Consider the following 22,546-nt stretch of genomic DNA (forward strand, 5'->3'; position numbering starts at 1 on the left):
ATTCGTGCGCCGGTTCGAGAGGCGGCCGTTCACTTCCCCGGCAGCGTCTCGGAAAGGCCTATCTTGTCGGTCTTGTCGCCCTTGGGCCGCTCAGCCGGCAACTGCTCGCCTGTGACGGTATAGTAGATGGTCTCGGCGATGTTGGTGGCGTGATCACCGATACGCTCGATGTTCTTGGCGCAGAACAGCAGATGCGTGCAGGGCGTGATGTTGCGCGGGTCTTCCATCATGTAGGTGAGCAACTCACGAAACAGCGACGTGTACATAGCGTCGATCTGGTCGTCGCGGTCGCGAACGAAGCCAATTTTCTCCACGGACCGCGATGCGTAGACATCGAGCACTTCCTTGAGCTGGGCCAGCGCAAGGTTGGCCAGGGCCTCAAGGCCGCGGAACAGGCTGGTCGGCTGGCGTCCGTCGGTGACGGCGACCACCCGCTTGGCGACGTTCTTGGCGAGGTCGCCAACCCGTTCGAGGTCGGCGGAGATGCGAATGGTCCCGACGATCTCGCGCAAATCCGTCGCCATCGGCTGACGCCTGGCAATGATGATGATCGCCTTATCGTCGATTTCGCGTTGCCCTTCATCCAGCACGGCATCGTCGCGGATAACCTTCTCGGCCAGGCTAGGATCGGCATTGACCAACGCGGCGATCGCTTGCTCGACCATGCGCTCGGCATGGCCGCCCATCGCAGCGATGCGCTTCGACAGATATTTCAGCTCGTCGTCATAGGCGCTGACGATGTGCACGGACTGCATGGCAATATGCCTTCCCACGGGGTGCTTTTTGAGTCGTTTCCTCGAATCCCCGCTGATACGCTAGCCGGATGACAGAAAAAAGAAACCGTCCCCTCGAAAACTAGGGCGATATCAATGCGTCGGCAAATGAACCGTGAAGGCGGCGCCCTTGCCGACCTCGGACTTGATCGAAAGCCTGGCGTTGTGGCGCGTCAGGATATGCTTGACGATCGATAGGCCGAGGCCGGTGCCCTTCTGGGTCCGGCTGGTCTCGACATCGACGCGATAGAAGCGTTCGGTGATGCGCGGAATGTGCTCCTCGGGAATGCCGGGGCCAAAATCCCTGATGGTCACGTCGATGCCGGGCTCCGAGCCGGCATCGCTGTGCGCGATCGACACCGTCACGCGCCCGCCCGACTGCCCGTATTTGCAGGCGTTTTCCAGGAGGTTCTCGAAAACCTGGAAGATCTCGTCGCGATCGCCGGGTACATCCAGCGGCCCATCGGCATAGTCCCGCTCGATGGCAACGCCGTTTTCCTTGGCCAGCGGTCCGAGTGAATCGATGACGCTGTCGACTGTCTCGCGCAGATCGACCTCGGTTCCAGGCTTCAGATAGGGCTTCATTTCGAGCCGCGACAGCGACAACAAATCGTCGATCAGACGCGCCATGCGACCGGTCTGGCTCTGCATGATCTGCAGGAACTGATCGCGCGCCGCCGGGTCGTTGCGGGCCGGTCCGCGCAGCGTTTCGATGAAGCCGGCGATGGAGGCGAGCGGCGTGCGCAGTTCGTGGCTGGCGTTGGCGATGAAGTCGGCGCGCATGCGGTCTATCCTGCGCGTTTCGCTCTGGTCTTTGAACACCAGCACATACAGGTCGGTGGCGTGACCGACCGAGGATGCGCTCACCCGGTAAGCCCGTTCGACCGGCAGCTTCTCCGTGTAATCGACGACATCGGAGGCGACATCACCCGACAGCACGCCGTCCAGCAGAGCCTGCATTTCCGGCGCCCGGAACTTCAACGACAGCGACATGCCCGGCGCGATCCCGCCGAAGGCGTCGAAGGCGGCGGCATTGGCATGGACGATGGTGGCGGTCCGGTCGAAGATGATCAGCGGATCGGCGACGGCGGCCGCCAGATATTCACCGGAGAGCCGCTGCAAGCCGGTGGCCTCGATGGCGGAGCCGCTCTCGGTGGACTGGCGCGTGCCGGCGGGCGGCAGCATTGCCGCAGCAAGCAGCATCAGCAGTGCCGCGAGGACGACATAGGCTGAAATCGCGGCCAAGGCATAAACAGCGACAACCGCAACGACACCGGCCGCAAGCGGCCAACGGCCGTTCCACAGCCGGGTGGCTAGGGTTTGCGCGATGCTTCTCTGCTCTGCGTCCAGGTCAGCCATTTCTCGCGCGCCCGCACCCCATGCCTTCGCCCTCGGTTGTAGGGCGACGGAACCTTCCGCTGGACCGGTCCAGCGCATGACCCAAAATCGGAGATCGATTTTCTGAAAGGATCATGCGCAAATCAAAAGTGCTACAGCGTCCTTTGCCCGTCCAAAGCGGGCGCGGCGCTGCAGCACTCCCAATAGCATGAGTCCGGAAGCTGGAAAGGGTTCGTCTCGATGAAAAAAGCCAAGGAAGTTTCAGCTGCACCGACTTCGGGGCCGCTGAAGATCAGGGTCGATGGCAAGGAACGGGAGTTCGACATCGAAAACCCCACGCTTCCCGACTGGGTTGAAGACAACAAGCTGACCGCCGGCGGCTATCCCTACGACAAGAAGATGAACAGCGAGGAGTATGACGAGACGCTCGAGAAGTTGCAGATCGAACTGGTCAAGGCCCAGGCGTGGCTGCAATCGACCGGCAAACGGGTGATGGCGCTGTTCGAGGGCCGCGACGCCGCAGGCAAAGGCGGCACGATCTTCGTGGTGCGCCAGTACCTCAACCCGCGCACGGCACGCAACGTGGCGCTGACCAAACCTACCCCGACCGAGATGGGGCAATGGTACTTTCAGCGCTATGTCGACCATTTCCCGACATCTGGCGAATTCGTCACCTTCGACCGATCCTGGTACAACCGCGCCGGCGTCGAGCCGGTGATGGGTTTCTGCACGCCGCAGCAGCACGAGCAGTTTCTTGACGAGACGCCGCATTTCGAACGAATGATCTCCAACGAGGGCATCCACTTCTTCAAATTCTGGCTCAACATCGGCCGGGAAACGCAGCTGGAGCGCTTCCACGATCGCCGCTACAGCCCGCTGAAGAGCTGGAAGTTTTCGCCGATCGACGTTGCCGGCATTACCAAGTGGGACGATTACACCGAGGTGCGCGATACCATGTTCGAGCGTACCCACAAGGAGTTCGCGCCGTGGATCATCGTGCGGGCCAATGACAAGCGGCGCGCGCGGCTGGCGGTCATGCGGCGCATCCTGATGTCGCTGCCCTATGACGGACGCGATCTCGACGTGATCGGCAAGGAGGACAAGAAGCTCATCGGCGAAGGGCCGTCGTTCCTGGGCAAACAGGACTGATGCCCTTGCGCCGCGCAGCCAAGGCCGCGCGGCGATGCTTTTCCCTCGTTTCTCTTAAAGCGCATCGCGTCGAAGCGGATTCATGCGCCGCGCTTTAGATCTTTGTTTCCCTGCACGTCGTTGTCTCAAAACCTGGGGCACTTTTGAGCGACATGCATTAAGCCGCAAGCCGGGCGATGCGCTGCAATCGCCGCAGCGTGGTGCCGTCCTGCAGCGCCTGCTGGAAAAGCGAAATCTCCTGGTCGATACGGTCGCATAGTAGCTGCGTGTTCCCCTTCAGCAGGCCGCGCGTCTGCAGCAGGGCGGCGACCGGCTTCTTGACAAGCTGCCTTGCCCGGCCGAGCGCCGCTTCCTCGACGCTGCCGCCCGGCACGATCTCCGCGACGAGGCCGAGCGCCCTGGCATCTGCAGCGCGAAGCGTGTCGCCGAGGCAAAAGAAGCGGAAAGCACCGGCGTAGCCAAGCTTCTGCGGCGCCAGAATGCTGGTCGCCGCATCCGGCACCAGGCCAAAATCGACGAATGGCACCCGGAACGTGCTTTCATCAGACGCGATCACCATGTCGCAATGAAACAGGATGGTGCAGCCGACCCCGACGGCATCGCCGTCGACGCAGGCAAGGAGGGGCTTTGGAAATGTCGCCAGCGTGCGGAACAGATCGGTGACGGCGGCGATCAGTTTCCGGTGTTTGCTGGCGTCGAGGAATTCGGAGAAGTCGCCGCCGAGACAGAAGCAGCCTGCCAAGCCACGCAGTACGACGACGCGCACCTCCTCATTGTCGGCGGCTTCATGGAAAGTCTTTGCCAGGCTCTCATAGGCTCTCCTGTCCAGCACCGGCCGGCTGTCACTCGACGACACGGTGACCACCAGCGTGTGGTTGCGAAGTTCAGGTTGCGGATGTGTGCTCATGACTGTCTCCGATCTCATGACGCACGCCTTTGCCCAACCATGTCGGGGTACCCCCTGGTCAACACCGGAGCAAAATGATTGCGGCGCGAACGCACCACATCGAGCGTGTGCGCGTTGAAGGTCAGCAAGGTGGCTACGACCTGCTGGTTGCCATAAGTGCGCTGATAGCCCAGCGGGGTTGCCAGGAAATGCAGTTGCAATGCGCGCAGCACCCACATCGGCTCGAACTCGATGATCACCTTGTCGACGCCGCGCTTCAGCCCCCACTCGACGAAGCCGGCGATCAATTCGGTGCCGACGGTTGAAACGCCGCGGCGGCCATCGCGGAAACCGGGAGCCACCGCATAGCGGGTCAATTCCCAGATGTTTGGGCCCGATGGCGGCGTTCCCTCGGAAAGGTCGGTCAAAACCTCGGTCAACAGATGTGGCCGCGTGGTTGGCAACATCCTTTGATAGCCTGCGACTTCGTTACCTCTGACGACGATCTGATGGACGGCCTCGTCATGATCGAACTGGTCGCGTTCGAGTCCGTCGGGGCGCCTGAGATCATCCCACCCCATCTCTTCGACGAATATCTTGTAGCGCAGCCGATGAACGGCCTCCCAAAGTTCGGGACGTTCCATCAATTCCTGGGTTGTAAGGGAAAAAAGCATTTCCGCCGTCTCCTGTGTTCAGAGGAAGATACGGCCGTGCTTCGATGAGAAAATTGCGTGATCGCGTAGGCAAGAATTTCCAGGCCGGCACGGCCGACCTAGCTAATATAGCCGCGCCTTATCGCTTCCGCGACGGCCTGGACCCGGTTGACGGCACCGAGTTTGCTTTTGGCGTTAAGAAGGTGTTTCTCCGAGGTGTGTTCGGAGATGCCGAGGATTTGCGAAATCTCCCATTCGGACTTGCCGACGGCGGCCCATTGCAGGCATTCGCGCTCGCGCGGCGTCAGCACGATATGATCGACGGTCTTGCTCGCCATGGTGTGGAGTTGCATGGCGCGGCCAACCGCGTAGGTCGATACCAGCGACACCTGGCCAAACTCGGCAGCGGACAATTCCACGGCCTCGCCGCCCAGCGACACCATGACGATCTGGCCGTCGAGCGTGATCAGCGGGAAGGCCAGTCCATCGCGCAGTTTGAAGGCACCGGCATCGCCCATCACCTCGCCGCTGCTCTTGTTTATCTGAATGCTCTGCGAGGCGTCGCGCCACTGGAAGGGCGCCTGCAACTGTTTCATATGGCTGACGACCGGGTCGTGATCGACATAGTTGCGCGCGACGTAGCGCTCCAGCCACTCGCCAGGCCAATCGCAGAGAAGCACATGCTGCTTTTGCTGGCCGGCCGGCGTGCCCGGCTGCGGGACGGTTCCCGCCATCAGTGCGGTGAGACCGAAATCCGACGCTATACCCAGCAGCGTTTCGCAGACTGCTGCCGCCGTTGCGGCGTGCTGCAGTTGGTCTATGAATTCCAGCGTGCGATCGAACTGACTCATCGCAACATCAACCCCATGTTGCCTCATGCATTGCAGCCGATGATGCGTGCCTGATTTACACTTTGCCACCGACCACGGATTGCAACCGCATGCTTATTCTGTGGCTTCGACCCTGATCTTCCCACCAAGGCGGCCAAAGCTGATTTGCAAACCGGCTAATTCATATCCTGAAATCGGCGTGTTCAAAATCAAAAACCATTGTGCCTGTCCCATTTTCATACGAAAACCGGTGCGAGCACGACCGTGGCGGAGTTTTATCTTGGCGTTCCAGTGGAGGTCCTTCGCCCTTGCGATGATGATCGGATTGCTGTCGTTCGCCGTTGGCGCGCGCGCCGCGGCGCCTCAAGTTCCGGTTCTATGGGATGCCAAGGAGCGACTGCCCAAGCCAGACCTTTCGGCGCTGCCCCGGCTGAGATTCCTGACGACCACGGATTTCCCGCCCTTCAATTTCCTCGATGGCTCGGGAAAGCTGTCCGGGTTCCATATCGATCTGGCACGCGCCATCTGCGCCGAGCTTGGCATTGTCGAGAAATGCCAGATCCAGGCCTTGCCCTGGGCCGAGCTGGAAGGCGCACTGCAGAAGGGTGAAGGCGAGGCGATCATCGCCGGCATCGCCGCAACGCCGGAATCGCGCGCGACCTATGCCTTCTCGCGCTCCTATCTACAGTTTCCGGCGCGATTCATCATGCCGAAGAGCAAGGCGCTGGCCGAACCTATCTTTGCCAAATTGCGCGACAAGCGTGTCGGCGTGGTCGCCGGCTCAGCGCATGAGCGCATGCTGCGCGACTATTTCAACACCGTTCAGATCGTCCCCTTCGACAGGCCGGAAGACCTCTATGCCGACCTCAAGACCGGCAAACTCGACGCAGCCTTCGGCGACGGCATGCGCCTGGCTTTCTGGCTGGGCGGCTCGGATGCGGCGGGCTGCTGCCGCTTTGCCGGCGGCCCCTACCTGGCGCCCGAATATCTGGGCTCGGGCATGGCCATCGCCACCCGGGCGGACGATCCAGCGCTGGCCGCCGCGCTCGACTACGCGCTGCAGGAGATTTCGATGAAAGGCACGTTCGCGGAATTTTATTTGCGCTATTTCCCGGTCAGTTTTTTCTAATCCGGTCCCCGTCAGATTTTGCTAGGGCGCAGCTGATATTCAGGTCAGCGTGCGCAGCCGCGCCTTGGCCGCGCGGCCGATGGCAGCCACCGTCAGTGTGTCGAGATCGAGCTCACGCCGGATCAGCTGCAGCACCCGCACCTCTTCCATGCGCATTTCAAGATCGACGGCGGCAACCTCGAAGGCGGCAGCATAGGCAGTGTCGCGCAAGCGCTCGGGCAGGGCCTCGGCGACTTCTGCCAGAACGCCTTCCAGCCCATCCTTTTCGTGCAGGCGCTTCTGGCAGGCCTGGGCGACACTGACCAGCCGGTCGTGATTGAAATCCTCGAATACCGGCCAGGAGCGGACAACGTCGCCGATCCTGGCCAGTTCGACATCGGTCATGTCACGATCGGAGGCCGAGGTGATGACCATCAGGTAGATCAGGGCTTCATGCGGCGTCGGCAATTTTTTCTCCTTCAACCGGGACTCGAACGTAGGAATGCACAATCTGCATCGCAAGGAAAAAGCGCCGCACGCGTTGACGCTCCGGCAATGCACGCCTAGAGACCGGATTGAACAACCCCTGCTCCGGCCCCCGCCTTAAATGACTTGGGCCGGTGGACAATTTGGATAAAGTGACATGGCGGGATCAAACATCATCGATCTCAATCCCGAGGTGCTGGCCGCCGCGACCGAGAGCAAGGCGTGGCCGTTCGAGGAAGCCAAAAAGATAATCGAACGCTACAAAGGCGCCGACTTTCCCCAAACGATCCTGTTTGAGACAGGCTACGGACCGTCCGGCCTGCCGCATATCGGCACATTCGGCGAGGTGGCGCGCACGTCGATGGTGCGCCATGCCTTCCGCGTCCTGACGCAGGACAAGGTTGCGACCAAGTTGCTGTGCTTTTCCGACGATATGGACGGCATGCGCAAGATACCCGACAGCGTGCCGGACCGCGCCGCACTCGAGCCGCATCTGCACAAGCCGCTGTCGTCGGTTCCCAATCCGTTCGGCGGCGACTATGCGAGCTTCGCCGACAACAACAACGCGATGCTTTGCCGCTTCCTCGACACGTTCGGCTTCGACTACGAGTTCGCCAGCGCGACGCAATATTACAAGTCCGGGCGTTTCGACGCGATGCTGCTGCGCGCCGCCGAACGCTATGACCAGATCATGGCGGTGATGCTGCCGACGCTCGGCCCTGAGCGCCAGGCGACCTACAGCCCGTTCCTGCCGATTTCACCGAAGAGCGGCCGCGTGCTTTACGTGCAGATGAAGCATGTCGACGCCAAGGCCGGCACCATAACCTTTGACGACGAAGGCACCGAGACCACGCTTTCGATCACCGGCGGCCGCGTGAAGCTGCAGTGGAAGCCGGATTTCGGCATGCGCTGGGCAGCGCTTGGCGTCGATTTCGAGATGTTCGGCAAGGACCACCAGACCAATGCGGTGGTGTACGACCGCATCTGCAACATACTGGGCGGACGGGCTCCGGAGCACTTCGTCTACGAACTGTTCCTCGACGAGAACGGCCAGAAGATCTCGAAGTCGAAGGGCAACGGGCTGACCATCGACGATTGGCTGACCTATGCGCCGACCGAAAGCCTCGGGCTCTACATGTACCAGCGGCCGCGGCAGGCCAAGAAACTGTATTTCGATGTCATCCCGCGCGCCATGGACGAGTACTACACCTTCCTTGCCGCGTATCCACGGCAGGACTGGAAGGAGCGGCTGGGCAACCCTGTCTGGCATATGCATGACGGCAACCCGCCCGCCATCGACATGCCGGTGCCGTTCTCGCTGCTGCTCAACCTGGTCAGCGCCTCCAACGCGCAGAACAAGGATGTGCTGTGGGGCTTCATTTTACGCCACACGCAAGGCGTGACGCCGGAGACGCATCCCGAGCTCGACCAGTTGGTCGGCCACGCGATCCGCTATTTCGACGACTTCGTGAAGCCGACGAAAACCTTCCGTCCGGCCGACGAAGTCGAGCGCGAGGCATTGCAAGCTCTCGACGCGGCGCTCGGCGCGCTGCCGGATGACGCCAATGGCGAAGCGATCCAGAACGCATCGCTCAACGTCGCACGCAGGATCGAACGCTATCAGGATCATTCCAAGCAAAGCCCGGAAGGCGGCCCCGGCGTCTCTGGTGCCTTTTTCCAGATGATCTACCAGGTGCTGATCGGCCAGGAGCGCGGTCCGCGCTTCGGATCGTTCGCAGCACTCTATGGCATTGCCGAAACGCGGGCGCTCATTGAGCGGGCGCTGGCTGGTCAGCTGGCTTGAGAACGCCGTCCACCTCTTCCAGGATCGAACTCGGCGCCTGAGGCGCCGGGCTTGGCGCGGCCGGCATTGCCGGCATGCCGGACAGATCGGGAGCCGATCCGAAAATGCCCTTCTTCGCCGTGCGTGCCTTGTCGCCGGCCTCGACATAGGGTCCACCGTTGGCGGCGCGCGCCCAGCCGTTTTCGACCAGCCATCGACCGACATCCTGCTTGCCGATCCGGCATTCGGCGGCGATCAGGTCGCGACCACCGTCGGGCGGTACGCTGCAAACCACCGCACGGCCGCGCAGGAAGGCACGGAACGCCGTCCGCGCCCGGACGCCGCATGGCCAGGATTTGCCGTCATCACTGCAAACCTCGTCCTGACTGACGATGTCGATGCCGGAAACCGCGATCGAGTAACCCTTCGCTTCGATCCGGCCGGCGGCCGGCGCGACCGGCTGGAACAGCTTTGTGCCGTTCCAGTCGTCGGGCATTTTCGGTTTGGGCGGCACGGCCAGGGCCAGCTTGCTCAGCGGCTCGCGCGGCTCGACCCGTTCCGGTTCCTCGGCGGCACGCTGAGGCGGTGCAACGAGCTCGGGATCGATCGCCCTCGAATGCGGCGCAAGCTTCGGCGGCTGTGGATCTGAAATGGCCGAAGTGGCCGGCTCGTCGGGCACCGTCTCGGCGCCTTGCTGCGAAATCGTGTCGGCGCCCGCATCAAGCTGGTCCAGCACGACAACGCTGTCGCTTCCTTTCAGCGTGCGGCCGCCCGTAACGACCATGGTCACCATCACCGGGACCATCAGAACCGAAAGGGCAACATGAAGGAGACGCACCAGCCGACCTACTGGCTTGCCCATACGATCCGCGCCACCCATTCGACATCGCGCATGGGAATATCGCGGTCGGGATGATCGGGATTGAGCGAGACCAGCGCAATCGACTTGACGGTCTGGCGCTCCAGCACCTTGGCCATGACCTCGCCGGCGGTGGTCTTGACGACGACGCGATCGCCCTTGCGGGTGATGGCGCCCGGTTCGACGATGAGGACATCGCCATTGCGGTAGAGCGGCAGCATGGAATCGCCCTGCACCTGCAGCGCATAGGAGTTCTCGGTGGATTGCGCCGGCAGTTCGACCAGATCCCAGCCCTGCCCGGCCGGAAAACCGGCATCGTCGAAGTAGCCGCCGGCGCCCGCCTGGGCAAAACCGAGCAACGGCACGGAGCGTGTGCGGGCAAGGGCGGCGGCATGGCTGGTCGCGGCTCGGCCTTCGATCAGGCCGGTGAATTCATCGAGCGAAGCGCCCGTCGCCTCGATGATCTTGGCCAGCGATTCGGTCGAAGGCCAGCGCGGCCGGCCGTCCGACGACAGACGCTTCGACTTGTTGAACGCAGTGGAATCGAGCCCCGCGCGCTTGGCCAAACCCGAGGCCGAAAGCGAATAGCGCTCGGCAAGAGCATCGATGGCGGCCCAGACACGGTCATGCGAGAGCATTCTTGCTCTCCTTCAAACAGGAAAAAATACCTTTTTCGCTTCTAACCCGGAGCCATCCTCTTGTCCACAGTGCAAGGCTGCCTCACGCCGCCTTTCTGGTCTCGCCCTTCGTATAGGGATCGAAGCGCTCGTAGAAGCTTTCGCCCTTCTCGGCCATGTCGAGCAGCAGCTTGGGCGCCTTGAACTCGGCGCCGTATTTCTTCTGCAAGCCCTTGGTGATCTTGACGAATGCCTTGGCGCCGATGCCGTCGATATATGACAGCGCGCCGCCGGTGTAGGGCGCGAAACCGAAGGCCAGGATCGAGCCGACATCGGCCTCGCGCGGGTCGGTGACGATACCCTCTTCCATAACCCGGGCCGCTTCCAGCGCTATGGTGACCAGCAGCCGCTGCTGCAGTTCCTCATAATCGACCTTCTCGGGCGCAAGCTGCGGATAGAGCTCCTTGAGTCCCGGCCACAGCTTCTTCTTGGCCGGCTTGGCGGGATAATCGTAAAAACCTTTGCCGTTCTTGCGGCCAAAGCGGCCGTGATCGTCGACCATGGTGTTGATCAGCGCCATCTGCTTCGGATCGACCGCCTTGTCGCCGAGATCCCTGATGGTCTGCTTCATGATCTTCTGGGCAAGGTCGATGGCCGTCTCGTCGGTCAGCGCCAGGGGTCCGACCGGCATGCCGGCGGCCTTCGCGGCATTCTCGATCATCGGCGCCGGAACGCCTTCGATCAGCATCTTGTAGGCTTCCGACATGTAGCGCAGCACGCAGCGGTTGACATAGAAGCCGCGCGTGTCGTTGACGACGATCGGCGTCTTCTTGATGGCACGGACGAAATCGATCGCCGTGGCCAGCGCCTTGTCGCCTGTCTTCTTGCCCAAAATGATCTCGACCAGCATCATCTTGTCGACAGGGGAGAAGAAGTGGATGCCGATGAAATTCTTTGGCCGCGCCGAATTCTTGGCCAGCGCCGAGATCGGGATGGTGGAGGTGTTCGACGCGAAGATCGCCGATGGCTTCAACACGGCCTCCGCCTGTTCGGTGGCGCTCTTCTTGACACCTGAATCCTCGAAGACCGCCTCGACCACCAGGTCGCAGCCAGCAAGGTCTGCATAGTCGGCTGTCGGCGTGATCAGCGACAGCAACTTGTCCTTCTCCTCGGGCTTGGCGCGGCCCTTCTTCAGTTGATCCGAGATCAGACTGTCGGAATGTGCCTTGCCCTTGGCGGCCGACTCCATGTCACGGTCGAGCAGCACAACCGGGATGCCGGCCTTGGCGGTGACGTAGGCGATGCCGGCGCCCATGAAACCGGCGCCGAGAATGCCGATCTTCTTGAACTTGGTTTCCGGCACGCCGGCCGGGCGGCGGGCGCCCTTGTTCAGTTCCTGCAGCGAGACGAACAGCGAGCGAATCATCGCCGCCGCTTCCCTGGTCTGCATGATCTCGGTGAAATAGCGCTGCTCGATACGCAAGGCGGTGTCGAACGGCACCAGCAGGCCTTCATAGACGCATTTGAGGATCGCGGCAGCCGCCGGATAGTTGCCATAGGTCTCGCGACGCAGGATGGCGATGGCCGGCGGCCACAGATTGAAGCCGGCGGGCGAATAGATCTGGCCACCGGGCAGTTTGAAGCCCTTCTCGTCCCACGGCGCCACCGGCTTCAAGCCATTCCTGATCATCGCCTTGGCGGTATCGACCAGCTTGGCGGGCTCGGCGATCTCATGGATCAGACCCATCGACTTGGCCTTCTGCGGCGACAGCGTCTGGCCGGAGGTCAGCATCTGCAGCGCCTGCTGCTGATCGGTCAGGCGCGGCACGCGCTGGGTGCCGCCGGCGCCCGGGAAGATGCCGATTTTCACCTCGGGAAGCGCCATCTTGACCTTGTCGCTGTCGGCGGCAACGCGTCCGTGGCAGGCCAGCGACATCTCGAAGGCACCGCCCATGCAGGTGCCGTTGATCGCCGACACCCATGGCTTGCCGCAAGTTTCCAGCTTGCGGAACAGGCCGGTCATCATGCCGGCATTGTCGAACAGCGCCTTGGTGGCCTTTTCGGCGTCCTTATCCTTTTCAGCGGCGAACGTGGTCAGCATCTTCTGCAGCAGTGTGATGTCGGCGCCGCCGGAGAAGGTATCCTTGCCGGAGGTGATCACCGCGCCCTTGATGGCGGCGTCACCCGTCACGTGATCGACGATGGCGTTCAGTTCCCGCATGGCTTCTTCGGTGAAGACATTCATCGATCGGCCCGGCATGTCCCAGGTGACAAGCGCAATGCCGTCGGCGTCGACGTCGAGGGTGAAATTTGTATAGCTCATCGTTTCTCTCCCCGTCAGACGCGTTCGATGATCGTTGCGGTGCCCATGCCGGCACCGATACACAGTGTCACCAGGGCGGTGTTCAAATCACGACGCTCGAGTTCGTCCAGCACAGTGCCCAAGATCATCGCACCGGTGGCGCCGAGCGGATGGCCCATGGCAATGGCGCCGCCATTGACGTTGATCCTGTCATGCGGAATGTCGAACGCCTGCATGTAACGCAAAACCACCGAGGCGAAGGCCTCGTTGAGCTCGAAAAGGTCGATGTCGGACAGCTTCATCTTGGCGCGCTTCAACAGCTTTTCGGTGACGTCGACCGGACCGGTCAGCATCAGCACCGGTTCGGAGCCGATGTTGGCGAAGGTGCGGATGCGGGCGCGCGGCTTGATACCCATCGCCTTGCCGGCCTTCTTCGACCCGAGCAGCACGGCCGCCGCACCGTCGACGATGCCGGACGAATTGCCGGCGTGGTGGACATGGTTGACCTCTTCCACCTCAGGATGCTTCTGCACGGCGACGGCATCGAAGCCGCCCATTTCGCCAGGCATGATGAAGGACGGGTTGAGCGAGGCCAGCGACTGCATGTCGGTCGACGGGCGCATATGCTCGTCATGGTCCAGGATGGTCAGGCCGTTTTGGTCCTTGATCGGAATGACGGACTTCTTGAAGCGGCCGTCGGCCCAGGATTTTGCGGCGCGCTTCTGGCTCTCGACCGCATAGGCGTCGACGTCGTCTCTGCTGAAGCCGTATTTGGTGGCGATCAGGTCGGCGGAGATGCCTTGCGGCACGAACCAGCCGGGCAGGCCGACCGAGGGATCCATGAACCAGGCGCCGCCGGAGGCGCCCATGCCGACGCGCGACATCGATTCGACGCCGCCGGCGATGACGATCTCGTCGGCGCCCTGCGCGATCTTGGCGGCGCCGAAATTGATGGCATCTAGCCCCGAGGCACAGAAGCGCGAGATCTGCATGCCCGGCGCCTTGGTGTCGTAGCCGGCCTCGAACGCGGCAGCGCGCGGAATGACCGAGCCCGCCTCGCCGACCGGATCGACGCAGCCGAAGATGATGTCGTCGACAGTGCCGGTGTCCAGCCCATTGCGGTCGCGCAGCGCCTCGAGCGTCTTGGCGGCAAGCCGAACCGCCGGCACCTCGTGCAGCGATCCGTCCTTCTTGCCCTTGCCCCGCGGCGTGCGCACGGCGTCATAGACATAAGCTTCGGCCATCTCTTGCTCCTTGGTTTATCCGACGGTTTTAGATTGATGCATGTCGATCTCCCAAAACCGGAACCACTTTTGGGCGACATGCATTAGAGCGAGCGTCCGATCAGCAATTTCATGATCTCGTTGGTGCCGCCGTAGATGCGCTGGACGCGGGCGTCGCGGAACATGCGGGCGATCGGATATTCATTCATGTAGCCATAGCCGCCATGCAATTGAAGGCATTCGTCGACGACTTTTCCCTGCAGGTCGCTGAGCCAGTACTTGGCCATCGACGCGGTCACCGGATCGAGGCCCCCAGCGATGTGGCGGGTGACGCAATCATTGTAGAAGACGCGGCCGATGGTGGCCTCGGTCTTGAGCTCGGCCAGCTTGAACTGGGTGTTCTGGAAATCGATGATCGCCTTGCCGAACGCCTTGCGCTCCTTGACGTAGTCGATGGTCAGCGCCAGCGCCCGCTCGATCATGGCGATCGCGCCGGTGCCGATCTGCAGCCGCTCCTGCGGCAATTGCTGCATCAGTTGGACGAAGCCCTGCCCTTCCTCGTGGCCGAGCAGGTTTGAAGTCGGCACGCGCATGTCGTTGAAGAACAGCTCCGAGGTGTCGTTGGCTTTCAGGCCGATCTTGTCGAGGTTGCGGCCACGCTGGAAACCCTCGACTTCGTCGGTCTCGACGACGATCAGCGAGGTGCCCTTGGCGCCCTTCTCCGGATCGGTCTTGGTGACGACTATGATGAAGTTTGCAAGCTGGCCGTTGGTGATGAAGGTCTTTGAACCGTTGATCTTGTATTGGTTGCCATCCTTCTGCGCTCGCGTCTTGATGCCCTGCAGGTCGGAGCCGGCGCCGGGCTCGGTCATGGCGATGGCGCCGATCAACTCGCCGGTCGCCAGCTTCGGCAGCCATTTCTTCTTCTGCTCTTCGGAGCCGTAATGGAGGATGTAGGGGGCGACGATCGAGTTGTGCAGGCCGATGCCGAAGCCATCGACACCGACATGGCCGATAGCCTCGATGATGGCACTCTCATGCGCGAAGGTACCGCCCGAGCCGCCATATTCCTCCGGCATCGAGGCGCAAAGCAGGCCGGCCGCACCGGCCTTCAGCCAGCTTTCGCGATCCACCATCTCATTTTTCTCGAACTCGTCGTAGCGCGGCGCGATCTCTTCCGACATGAAGCGGTGCGCCATGTCGTAGAGCATGCCGACCTCGTCCGCTGCCCAGGCGGGCTTGGGAAGGCCAAGGATTTCGGCTGGGTTGGTCATGCTGGTACGATACTCCTCCCAGAGCGCATCTTCAGAATTGAGGTCGGCGCGCTTCACGCAGGCCCCACCAGGCCCTTCGGGCCACCCTCCCCTCAAGGGAGGGGAACCATCTTTTAGAACGCTTCCGCCGGCAGTGCCATCAACGTGTCGGCGCCGCTCGAAATGCGGGCGAGATGCGCTGATGTCTCCGGCATGATCCGCTCCATGAAGAAGCGCCCCGTCACGACCTTGTTGTCGTAGAACGACTGAGCGCCATTGGCGTCCGTCTTGCCAAGTGCCGCCTTGGCCATCTGCGCCCACATGTAGCCCAGCGCCACAAGGCCGAAGAGATGCATATAGTCGGTCGAGGCGGCGCCCGCATTGTCGGGCTTGGCCATGCCGTTCTGCACCAGCCACATGGTGGCGGCCTGCAGGTCGTTGAGGCCCTTCTTCAGTGCCTTGGTGAACGGCGCCATCTTATCGTCGGCGCGGTTTTCCTCGCAGAATTCGCCGACCTCCTTGAAGAAGGCCTGCACCGCGCGGCCGCCGTTCAATCCGAGCTTGCGGCCGACGAGGTCGAGGGCCTGGATGCCGTTGGCGCCTTCATAGATCATGGCGATGCGGGCATCGCGCACGAACTGGCTCATGCCATGCTCTTCGATGTAGCCGTGACCGCCAAACACCTGCTGCGCCATGACCGCATGGTCGAAACCCTTGTCGGTAAGCACGCCCTTGACCACCGGCGTCATCAGGCCGGTGTAGTCGTCGGCCGCCTGACGATCCTTGTCGTCACCGGCGCGGTGGGCGACATCCGACTTGATCGCCGTCCACAGCGCCAGCGCGCGGCCGGCCTCGTTGAACGCCTTCATGGTCATCAGGCTGCGGCGGATGTCGGGATGGACGATGATCGGGTCGGCCTTTTTGTCCGGTGCTTTGGGCCCAGACAGCGAGCGCCCCTGCAGGCGGTCCTTGGCGTAGGCAACGGCGTTCTGATAGGCGATCTCCGACAGCGACAGTCCCTGCAGGCCAACGCCAAGGCGTGCCTCGTTCATCATCGTGAACATCGCCTTCAGGCCGCCATTGGCCTCGCCGAGCAGCGTGCCTTGCGCCTCGTCATAGTTCATGACGCAGGTCGAATTTCCGTGGATGCCCATCTTCTCCTCGATCGAGCCGCAGGAGACAGTGTTCCTGTCGCCTGGATTGCCCGATGCATCGAGCTTGAGTTTAGGCACGATGAACAGCGAGATGCCTTTGACGCCTTCCGGCGCGCCCTCGATGCGGGCCAGCACCAGATGGACGATGTTGTCCGACATGTCGTGTTCGCCGGCCGAAATAAAGATCTTCTGACCTGAAATCTTGTAGGTGCCATCGCCATTCGGCACCGCCTTGGTCCGCAGCAGGCCGAGATCGGTGCCGCAGTGCGGCTCGGTCAGGTTCATGGTGCCGGTCCAGACGCCTTCGATCATCCTGGGCAGCCACTTGGCCTTCTGCTCGTCGGTGCCGTGGGTGATGATTGCCGCGATCGCGCCTTGTGTCAGGCCGGGATACATCATCAGCGACATGTTGGCCGAGACCATGTATTCGGAGACTGCAGTGTGTACGGCGTAGGGCAGACCCTGGCCGCCGAACTCGACCGGTGCGGCCAGTCCCATCCAGCCACCCTCGCGATACTGGTCGAAGGCCTCCTTGAAGCCCTTCGGCGTCGTCACCGAGCCATCATCATGACGAACGCAGCCTTCCATGTCACCGACACGGTTCAACGGGTGCATGACGTTTTCGGCGAGCTTGGCGCCTTCGGCGAGGATCGCCTCGAGCACATCGGGGGTGGCGTCGGAAAATCCGGGAAGGTTCGAATAGCGCTGGTAGCCCAGCACCTCGTTGAGCACGAACAGCGTATCCTGGACCGGAGCCCTGTATGTCGGCATGCGTTTTCTCCACCCTGCGAACCCGGTCCGAACGCCCCGATGACGGCCAGGGGCGGCATGCGGACCGATGTTGAAAGCTGGATAGCAAAAATTGACGTTTGCGTAAACGTCAATTTTTCGGTGCGAAAAGATTTCCCGCCCATCGCAGCAATGAGCGTAGCGGCGCGGCAGCGCACGAGCCGAAACCCTATGGGTCGGGAGGCGAGAAAACGAAAAGCCGCGCGGCATTGCCACGCGGCTTTGATCGTCAGCGGATGACTTTAGGCGTCGCGCAATTCCCAAGGGGAAACGCTATGCGCTTACCGAGAGAACCGTTTCACACTTCTCCCGAAATTGCTTTAGCGAGCGATGCTCGCCTGTGGTGCCGAACGCTCGGCCAGCATCTGGCGCACCGCCGACATCGAGGCGCTCAGCTCGCTAATGGCGTCATCGATCAGCGCCCGTTGCTTCTGCAGACGGGCAAGCTGCTTTTCCGACTTGTCCAGCGCCAGCCGCAGCTGCTTGGTGTTTGAACCAGTCGGATCGTAAAGATCCATCATCTGCTTGACGTCGCGCAGCGAGAACCCGACCTTGCGGCCAAGCAGGATCAGCTTCAGCCGGGCCTTGTCGCGGCGCGTGTAGAGACGGGTCGAACCGTCACGCTGCGGGTTGAGCAGGCCCTTGTCTTCGTAGAAACGCAGCGTGCGCAGCGTCACTCCGTATTTTTTCGCCATCTCGCCGATGCGGACAAGGTCCTCGCCGGCTTCGACAGACATATTGGTATTGGCCGCGGTCTCGCCGGCCGAGATAAGCTTCATGGTCACTGGCTTTCCCCGTCTGGTGGCGTCGCGGTCTCCTGGACCGTGCGTCGCCTGACTGGAAAGCGGGGGCCTGCTTCCAGTCGTGGTTTCAACAAACAAATCGCAAAACGGCACGCTCGACGCGCCTTTTACGTTTACGTCAATTCTATACCGATTGCCGCCTTGTGACGCAAGGGCGTTCTGCGGTCCGAACTTTATGCCGCACTGTCAGGCCGACATCCAACATCCTTGCAACTTCTTAAGTTTGGTTAACGCGTTGTTTACCACGTTGGGCGAAATGTGGGCGCGTCGGCTACCCGTGTTTATCCTGTATCGAATTTTTCACGGTTTTTCGGAGCGCGGGTGGTAACCTGGGAAGCTCGTCTTCCACCGCGGCATTGTCGCCGGTCGCCTTCGTTCCGACAGAGACTTGGGGGAACTGGCCACGAGCCAGCCATTCTGAAAGACGGACGCACCTATGAACAGCAAGCGGTCCTATCTCGATACACTCAACGCCGGCAGGCAGCGCAGGCCGCAGACCACGCTCGAGCAGTTGAACCAGTCGCTGGAGACGCTGGAGCAGCGGCTGGAGCGCACGCGCGAGGACCCGATGGCACGTCCAGATCCCCGTCAATATGGCGCCGACGCGCGTTATCCCGCCGCCCGACCTGCCAGCCAGCAGCGCTGGTATGAGGATCCGCAGGCCGCGCCGCGCCCGAAGACCCAGATGCAGGGAGCCGCCGCTTTCGGGCAGAACTACCAGGCCATTGCCCGCGACATCGATCGCGTGCGCGGCCAGGAAGACGGCGTTGCCATGGTCGGCAAGATCGCCGGCGAACTGCGCGGCATGCGCGAGGAATTGCGCCACCAGATGACATCAGGGCTGCAGCGTGAATTCGAAGCACTGCGCAAGGACATCGAGCGGGCTTTCCAGTCAGGTGCCAAGCCCGGTACCCAGGCCAAGGGCAGTGCCGAACTCGGACTTGAATTCGAGCGGCTTTCCGGTGCCATCCAGACGCTGGCCGAGAAGAGCGACGACAGAAGCGTCAACATGCTGCGGCTCGAACTCGAGCAGGTCAAAGCCGCGCTCGACACGCTGGCGCGCGAAGAGAGCGTGCAGAGGGTCGACCGCCGCTGGGACGATTTCGATCGCCGCTGGACGGCTTTTGAAGACCGTGTCGACGCCGACCAACGCAAGCGTTCGGACGACCCCGGCCTGTCTGTCCTGACCGACCGGCTGGAGCAGATCAGCAACGCCGTCAACAACTTGCCAGAATCGCTGTCGCTGCGTTCGCTGGAGGAGAAGGTGCGCGCACTTGCCGGCGCCGTCGACCATTTCGCCAGCCAGCAGGACAACCGCGGCAGCGACACGCTTGGCCTGATCGACGAGCGGCTGGACGAGATTTCCCGCGCCATCGTTGCCTCGACGGTAGCGGCACAAGCCAATTCATTCGACCACGAGGCTTTCGAGCGCATCGAGAAGCGGATCGACTCGCTTGCCCAGCAGATAGAGGAAGTGGCGCAGGATCGTCCCGGCAACGCGGTCATGGACCGGCTAAGCACTCTGTCGAGCCGGGTCGACGAACTCGCCGGCCGAGCCAATCTGCCCGAGCAGGCTATGGAGCGCCTGGCCAAGCAGATCGCACTCATCGCCGACAAGATCGACCAGGCGCCTACCATGCCTGACGCCGACTACATCTTCCACGGCCTGGATCAACGCTTCGACGTGCTGTCGGTCATGATGGAACGCCGCCAGGGCGACGCCATCGAACAGGGCAACATGCTGTTTCGCGATCTCGAACGCCGGCTTGACGAGGTTGCCGACAGGCTTGACCAGCGGATGCCGCAAATCGACAGCGCCGGCATCATGGACGCCATCGATGCCCGCTTCACCGCACTGGCCAAGCGCATGGAAACGCGCGTTCCCGATCCCGCGGGCGAAGCGGCGATCCGCGGCCTGGAAAGCCGGCTCGAAGACATTTCAAGCCGGCTGGATGCGTCGGCCGCGCACGTCGCCGGCATTGATCCGGCGCTGATCCGCAGCCTGGAGGCGCAGGTCGCAGGCCTGTCCGCCCATCTTTCCAAGCCCAGCACGCCGCTGCCGGAATTCGAAGACATCAGCCCACGTCTCGACGAAATCGAGAAGTCCCTGGCCGGAACGCGTGATTCCATCCTCGGCGCGGCGCGCGAAGCGGCCGAGAACGCGGTGCGATCGTTGGCCGGTTCGAGTGCCAACACGACGGCCGTTTCCGGCCTTGCCCAGGATTTGAAGACGCTTGAAACGCTGACGCGGCGCTCCGACGAGCGCAATTCGCGAACGTTCGAGGCCATCCACGACACGTTGCTCAAGATCGTCGACCGGCTTGGTTCGCTGGAACCTAGCGAGCCGGTCGAGGCGATGAGCGAATTGCTGGACGCTGCTTCGGCCGAACCGAGCAACTGGCGCGGCGCACGGCGACCCAAGATGGCCGTCGAGCCGCCGTCGATGGATATCGATCAGCCCTTGCCATTGACTGGGGACATGGCGGATCTCGATGGCGCCGCCTCCAGCCTGCGCAATGAGCCGGAAGCTCTCAGCGGCCTGGGCACGCATGGCGGCCTGGGCACGCATGGCGGCCACGGTGTCGGCACCCGCACGCCAGCCGAGGCCGCCGCTGCCGCCGCCATGGCTGCGCTGGGCTCCGACACGGGTTCCGAAAAGAACGAACAAGCGGGCCTCAGATCGATCTTCGGCGGGCTGGCCCGCGCATTCAAGGGCAAGAAGGAAGCGGATATTCCGCCACTGGCCGGCTCGGCGCCGAGCACCCCAATACCGAGCGTCGATCTCGACGAGCCGCTCGATCCGAGAATGGCCAATCGGCCGCTGGAGCCGGGCTCGGGCGCACCTGACCTCAACGCCATCATGAAGCGCGTGCGCGACGAGCGCGGCCAGCCGGCCAAGCCCAGCGACACCGATGCCGCGAAATCGGACTTCATCGCCGCGGCCCGGCGCGCGGCGCAAGCTGCGGCTGCCGAGGCCGATGCGCTGAAACGCCAGTCGACGATGACCGGACCGGTGAAGGCGCTGCGGATCGGCGACCTGCTCAAGGCTCGGCGCAAGCCGATCCTGATGGGGACAACCGCGATTTTGCTGGCGCTGGGCGCCTTGCAACTGGGCAAGGCCTTTTTCGCCGATCCCGCCCAGGTGGCAAGCAACGATGTCGCGCCGATCGTCGCCTCGCAGTCGGTGAAAACCGCCTCATTCGATGCAGCTGGCCAGCCAAAGACCGATATTCACCCCACGGCAGTGGAAAGCGCGCCGGATCGTGGCGTGAGACCAGCCGAGCCGTCCGAACCGGCAACCAAGGACGACGTGGCGGCGCAAAGCACGATGACCACGCCGCCAGGCGCCGATCCGTCGACGGCCGCGCCAGCAGCCGAGCCGCTTCCTGCGCCCGTCGATGCCAGCGCGGCGATGTTCGAAACGACAGCTTCGGCTGCGCCGGCCACAACCGCCCCGGCCCCGACTGTTTCAACCGCCACGGATGCAACCGATGCCGACACCGGCACCCAGCCGATGGCGGCCCAGCCGGCCACAGCCAAGGACACTACGGGCGCGGTTCCGCCGACGGACGCTTCACCGGCGGCGACCACGGCCAAGATCGACATTCCAGCTGACGCCGGCCCGGACGCTTTGCGCGACGCCGCCGCCAGTGGCGATGCCAAGGCGCTGTTCGAGATCGGCTCGCGTTATGCCGAGGCGCGCGGTGTCAAGGAAGATATGGTGGCAGCGGCCAAATGGTACGAGAAATCAGCGGAGCTCGGCTTTGCGCCGGCCGAATATCGCATCGGCAATTTCTACGAAAAGGGCATCGGCGTCGCGCGCGACATCAAGAAGGCGAAGACCTGGTACCAGCTTTCCGCGGAGCAGGGCAACGCCAGCGGCATGCACAATCTGGCCGTGTTGTTCGCCATGGCCGCGGACGGCGTGACCGACAATGAATCGGCCGCGCACTGGTTCCAGGCGGCGGCCGACGTCGGCGTCAAGGACAGCCAGTTCAACCTCGGCATCCTCGCCGCCAAGGGCGTCGGCATGAAGCAGAACCTCGAAGAGTCCTACAAATGGTTCGCGCTCGTCGCCAAGACCGGCGACAAGGATGCGGCGGCCAAGCGTGACGAGATCGCCAATGCGCTGCGGCCCGAGCAGCTCGAACGTGCCCGCGCCGCGGTCGAACTGTGGAAGGCCAAGCCGCTGGACGCGGCAGCCAATTCGGCCGACGTTCCCGAATCCTGGCAGAACGGCGCACCGCAGACGACCGCCAGCATCGACATGATGAAGGCCGTCCAGAATATCCAGCGCATTCTCAACAAGAATGGCTATGACGCCGGCGGCGCCGACGGCAAGATGGGCCAGAAGACCAAGATCGCGATCATGGCTTTCCAGACAGATAACAAGATGCCGGCGACCGGCGCGGTCGATGAAAAACTGGTCAAGGCGCTGCTGGCGCGCAAATAACGGCAGAGGCGTCGCTTCCACGACGCCCTTGCCACACATTTGCCTGTTAACTGATTGAGATGTTTTTTGTTTCGGCGGCGTAGCGCG

Annotated in this window: 17 protein-coding genes; 4 read left to right on the forward strand and 13 right to left on the reverse strand. The window is 62.6% G+C overall.

All coding sequences use genetic code 11. From position 1 onward, the window contains the following. Positions 1-29 precede the first annotated feature (29 nt). Positions 30-755, reverse strand: coding sequence for a phosphate signaling complex protein PhoU (gene phoU / locus NKJ90_RS08580; RefSeq protein ID WP_023758050.1), 726 nt, complete (start codon positions 753-755; stop codon positions 30-32). Between the two features lie 111 nt (positions 756-866). Then, the gene (locus NKJ90_RS08585) at positions 867-2,132 is read right to left on the reverse strand and encodes an ATP-binding protein (RefSeq protein ID WP_023758051.1); all 1,266 of its coding nucleotides are present in this window, start codon (positions 2,130-2,132) and stop codon (positions 867-869) included. A 219-nt stretch (positions 2,133-2,351) separates the two neighbouring features. Between NKJ90_RS08585 and ppk2 the strand changes: the two genes are divergently transcribed. Next, positions 2,352-3,260, forward strand: a complete 909-nt coding sequence (gene ppk2 / locus NKJ90_RS08590; protein WP_023758052.1) for a polyphosphate kinase 2 — start codon at positions 2,352-2,354, stop codon at positions 3,258-3,260. 157 nt (positions 3,261-3,417) lie between these two features. Here ppk2 and NKJ90_RS08595 read toward each other — a convergent pair whose 3' ends face one another. The 3 genes from NKJ90_RS08595 to NKJ90_RS08605 form a co-directional block, all read right to left on the reverse strand. Beyond that, positions 3,418-4,167, reverse strand: coding sequence for an enoyl-CoA hydratase-related protein (locus NKJ90_RS08595; protein WP_023758053.1), 750 nt, complete (start codon positions 4,165-4,167; stop codon positions 3,418-3,420). 14 nt (positions 4,168-4,181) lie between these two features. Continuing rightward, positions 4,182-4,820, reverse strand: coding sequence for an acyl-homoserine-lactone synthase (locus NKJ90_RS08600; RefSeq protein WP_023758054.1), 639 nt, complete (start codon positions 4,818-4,820; stop codon positions 4,182-4,184). A gap of 98 nt (positions 4,821-4,918) precedes the next feature. Continuing rightward, positions 4,919-5,650 (reverse strand): helix-turn-helix transcriptional regulator, encoded by a 732-nt coding sequence (locus tag NKJ90_RS08605; RefSeq protein ID WP_023758055.1) that lies wholly within the window; start codon positions 5,648-5,650, stop codon positions 4,919-4,921. A 295-nt stretch (positions 5,651-5,945) separates the two neighbouring features. Here NKJ90_RS08605 and NKJ90_RS08610 point away from each other — a divergent pair, with 295 nt between their 5' ends. Next, complete coding sequence (locus NKJ90_RS08610; protein ID WP_502904889.1) at positions 5,946-6,758, forward strand: ABC transporter substrate-binding protein; 813 nt, start codon at positions 5,946-5,948, stop codon at positions 6,756-6,758. A gap of 39 nt (positions 6,759-6,797) precedes the next feature. Here NKJ90_RS08610 and NKJ90_RS08615 read toward each other — a convergent pair whose 3' ends face one another. Then, positions 6,798-7,205 (reverse strand): tellurite resistance TerB family protein, encoded by a 408-nt coding sequence (locus tag NKJ90_RS08615; protein WP_023758057.1) that lies wholly within the window; start codon positions 7,203-7,205, stop codon positions 6,798-6,800. 175 nt (positions 7,206-7,380) lie between these two features. Between NKJ90_RS08615 and NKJ90_RS08620 the strand changes: the two genes are divergently transcribed. After that, complete coding sequence (locus NKJ90_RS08620) at positions 7,381-9,027, forward strand: lysine--tRNA ligase (RefSeq protein ID WP_352485917.1); 1,647 nt, start codon at positions 7,381-7,383, stop codon at positions 9,025-9,027. On the opposite strand, the gene NKJ90_RS08625 is transcribed toward NKJ90_RS08620, so the two are convergent. The 7 genes from NKJ90_RS08625 to NKJ90_RS08655 form a co-directional block, all read right to left on the reverse strand. Next, entirely contained in the window at positions 8,993-9,844 is an 852-nt protein-coding gene (locus NKJ90_RS08625; protein WP_031259779.1) for a hypothetical protein, read from the reverse strand. The two genes, NKJ90_RS08620 and NKJ90_RS08625, sit on opposite strands and share 35 nt — an antisense overlap. Positions 9,845-9,852: 8 nt before the next feature. Further along, entirely contained in the window at positions 9,853-10,503 is a 651-nt protein-coding gene (locus NKJ90_RS08630; RefSeq protein ID WP_023758060.1) for a S24 family peptidase, read from the reverse strand. 82 nt (positions 10,504-10,585) lie between these two features. Further along, positions 10,586-12,805, reverse strand: a complete 2,220-nt coding sequence (locus tag NKJ90_RS08635; protein ID WP_023758061.1) for a 3-hydroxyacyl-CoA dehydrogenase NAD-binding domain-containing protein — start codon at positions 12,803-12,805, stop codon at positions 10,586-10,588. A 14-nt stretch (positions 12,806-12,819) separates the two neighbouring features. Then, positions 12,820-14,028, reverse strand: a complete 1,209-nt coding sequence (locus NKJ90_RS08640; protein WP_023758062.1) for an acetyl-CoA C-acetyltransferase — start codon at positions 14,026-14,028, stop codon at positions 12,820-12,822. Positions 14,029-14,111: 83 nt separating this feature from the next. Beyond that, positions 14,112-15,281 (reverse strand): acyl-CoA dehydrogenase family protein, encoded by a 1,170-nt coding sequence (locus NKJ90_RS08645; RefSeq protein WP_023758063.1) that lies wholly within the window; start codon positions 15,279-15,281, stop codon positions 14,112-14,114. A gap of 113 nt (positions 15,282-15,394) precedes the next feature. Continuing rightward, the gene (locus NKJ90_RS08650) at positions 15,395-17,185 is read right to left on the reverse strand and encodes an acyl-CoA dehydrogenase (protein WP_023758064.1); all 1,791 of its coding nucleotides are present in this window, start codon (positions 17,183-17,185) and stop codon (positions 15,395-15,397) included. Between the two features lie 338 nt (positions 17,186-17,523). Further along, entirely contained in the window at positions 17,524-17,982 is a 459-nt protein-coding gene (locus tag NKJ90_RS08655) for a MerR family transcriptional regulator (RefSeq protein WP_023758065.1), read from the reverse strand. 460 nt (positions 17,983-18,442) lie between these two features. Here NKJ90_RS08655 and NKJ90_RS08660 point away from each other — a divergent pair, with 460 nt between their 5' ends. After that, positions 18,443-22,459, forward strand: a complete 4,017-nt coding sequence (locus tag NKJ90_RS08660; RefSeq protein ID WP_023758066.1) for a peptidoglycan-binding protein — start codon at positions 18,443-18,445, stop codon at positions 22,457-22,459. Positions 22,460-22,546: the final 87 nt, after the last annotated feature.

It is taken from the genome of Mesorhizobium sp. M0051 (assembly GCF_040323235.1).
In the GTDB taxonomy this organism is placed as follows: Bacteria; Pseudomonadota; Alphaproteobacteria; order Rhizobiales; family Rhizobiaceae; genus Mesorhizobium.

Bases quoted from the DNA above. Each gene is read 5' to 3' on its own strand.
- phoU (WP_023758050.1), bottom strand. From the start codon at position 755: ATGCAGTCCGTGCACATCGTCAGCGCCTATGACGACGAGCTGAAATAT.
- NKJ90_RS08585 (WP_023758051.1), bottom strand. From the start codon at position 2,132: ATGGCTGACCTGGACGCAGAGCAGAGAAGCATCGCGCAAACCCTAGCC.
- ppk2 (WP_023758052.1), top strand. From the start codon at position 2,352: ATGAAAAAAGCCAAGGAAGTTTCAGCTGCACCGACTTCGGGGCCGCTG.
- NKJ90_RS08595 (WP_023758053.1), bottom strand. From the start codon at position 4,167: ATGAGCACACATCCGCAACCTGAACTTCGCAACCACACGCTGGTGGTC.
- NKJ90_RS08600 (WP_023758054.1), bottom strand. From the start codon at position 4,820: ATGCTTTTTTCCCTTACAACCCAGGAATTGATGGAACGTCCCGAACTT.
- NKJ90_RS08605 (WP_023758055.1), bottom strand. From the start codon at position 5,650: ATGAGTCAGTTCGATCGCACGCTGGAATTCATAGACCAACTGCAGCAC.
- NKJ90_RS08610 (WP_502904889.1), top strand. From the start codon at position 5,946: ATGATCGGATTGCTGTCGTTCGCCGTTGGCGCGCGCGCCGCGGCGCCT.
- NKJ90_RS08620 (WP_352485917.1), top strand. From the start codon at position 7,381: ATGGCGGGATCAAACATCATCGATCTCAATCCCGAGGTGCTGGCCGCC.
- NKJ90_RS08630 (WP_023758060.1), bottom strand. From the start codon at position 10,503: ATGCTCTCGCATGACCGTGTCTGGGCCGCCATCGATGCTCTTGCCGAG.
- NKJ90_RS08635 (WP_023758061.1), bottom strand. From the start codon at position 12,805: ATGAGCTATACAAATTTCACCCTCGACGTCGACGCCGACGGCATTGCG.
- NKJ90_RS08640 (WP_023758062.1), bottom strand. From the start codon at position 14,028: ATGGCCGAAGCTTATGTCTATGACGCCGTGCGCACGCCGCGGGGCAAG.
- NKJ90_RS08645 (WP_023758063.1), bottom strand. From the start codon at position 15,281: ATGACCAACCCAGCCGAAATCCTTGGCCTTCCCAAGCCCGCCTGGGCA.
- NKJ90_RS08650 (WP_023758064.1), bottom strand. From the start codon at position 17,185: ATGCCGACATACAGGGCTCCGGTCCAGGATACGCTGTTCGTGCTCAAC.
- NKJ90_RS08655 (WP_023758065.1), bottom strand. From the start codon at position 17,982: ATGAAGCTTATCTCGGCCGGCGAGACCGCGGCCAATACCAATATGTCT.
- NKJ90_RS08660 (WP_023758066.1), top strand. From the start codon at position 18,443: ATGAACAGCAAGCGGTCCTATCTCGATACACTCAACGCCGGCAGGCAG.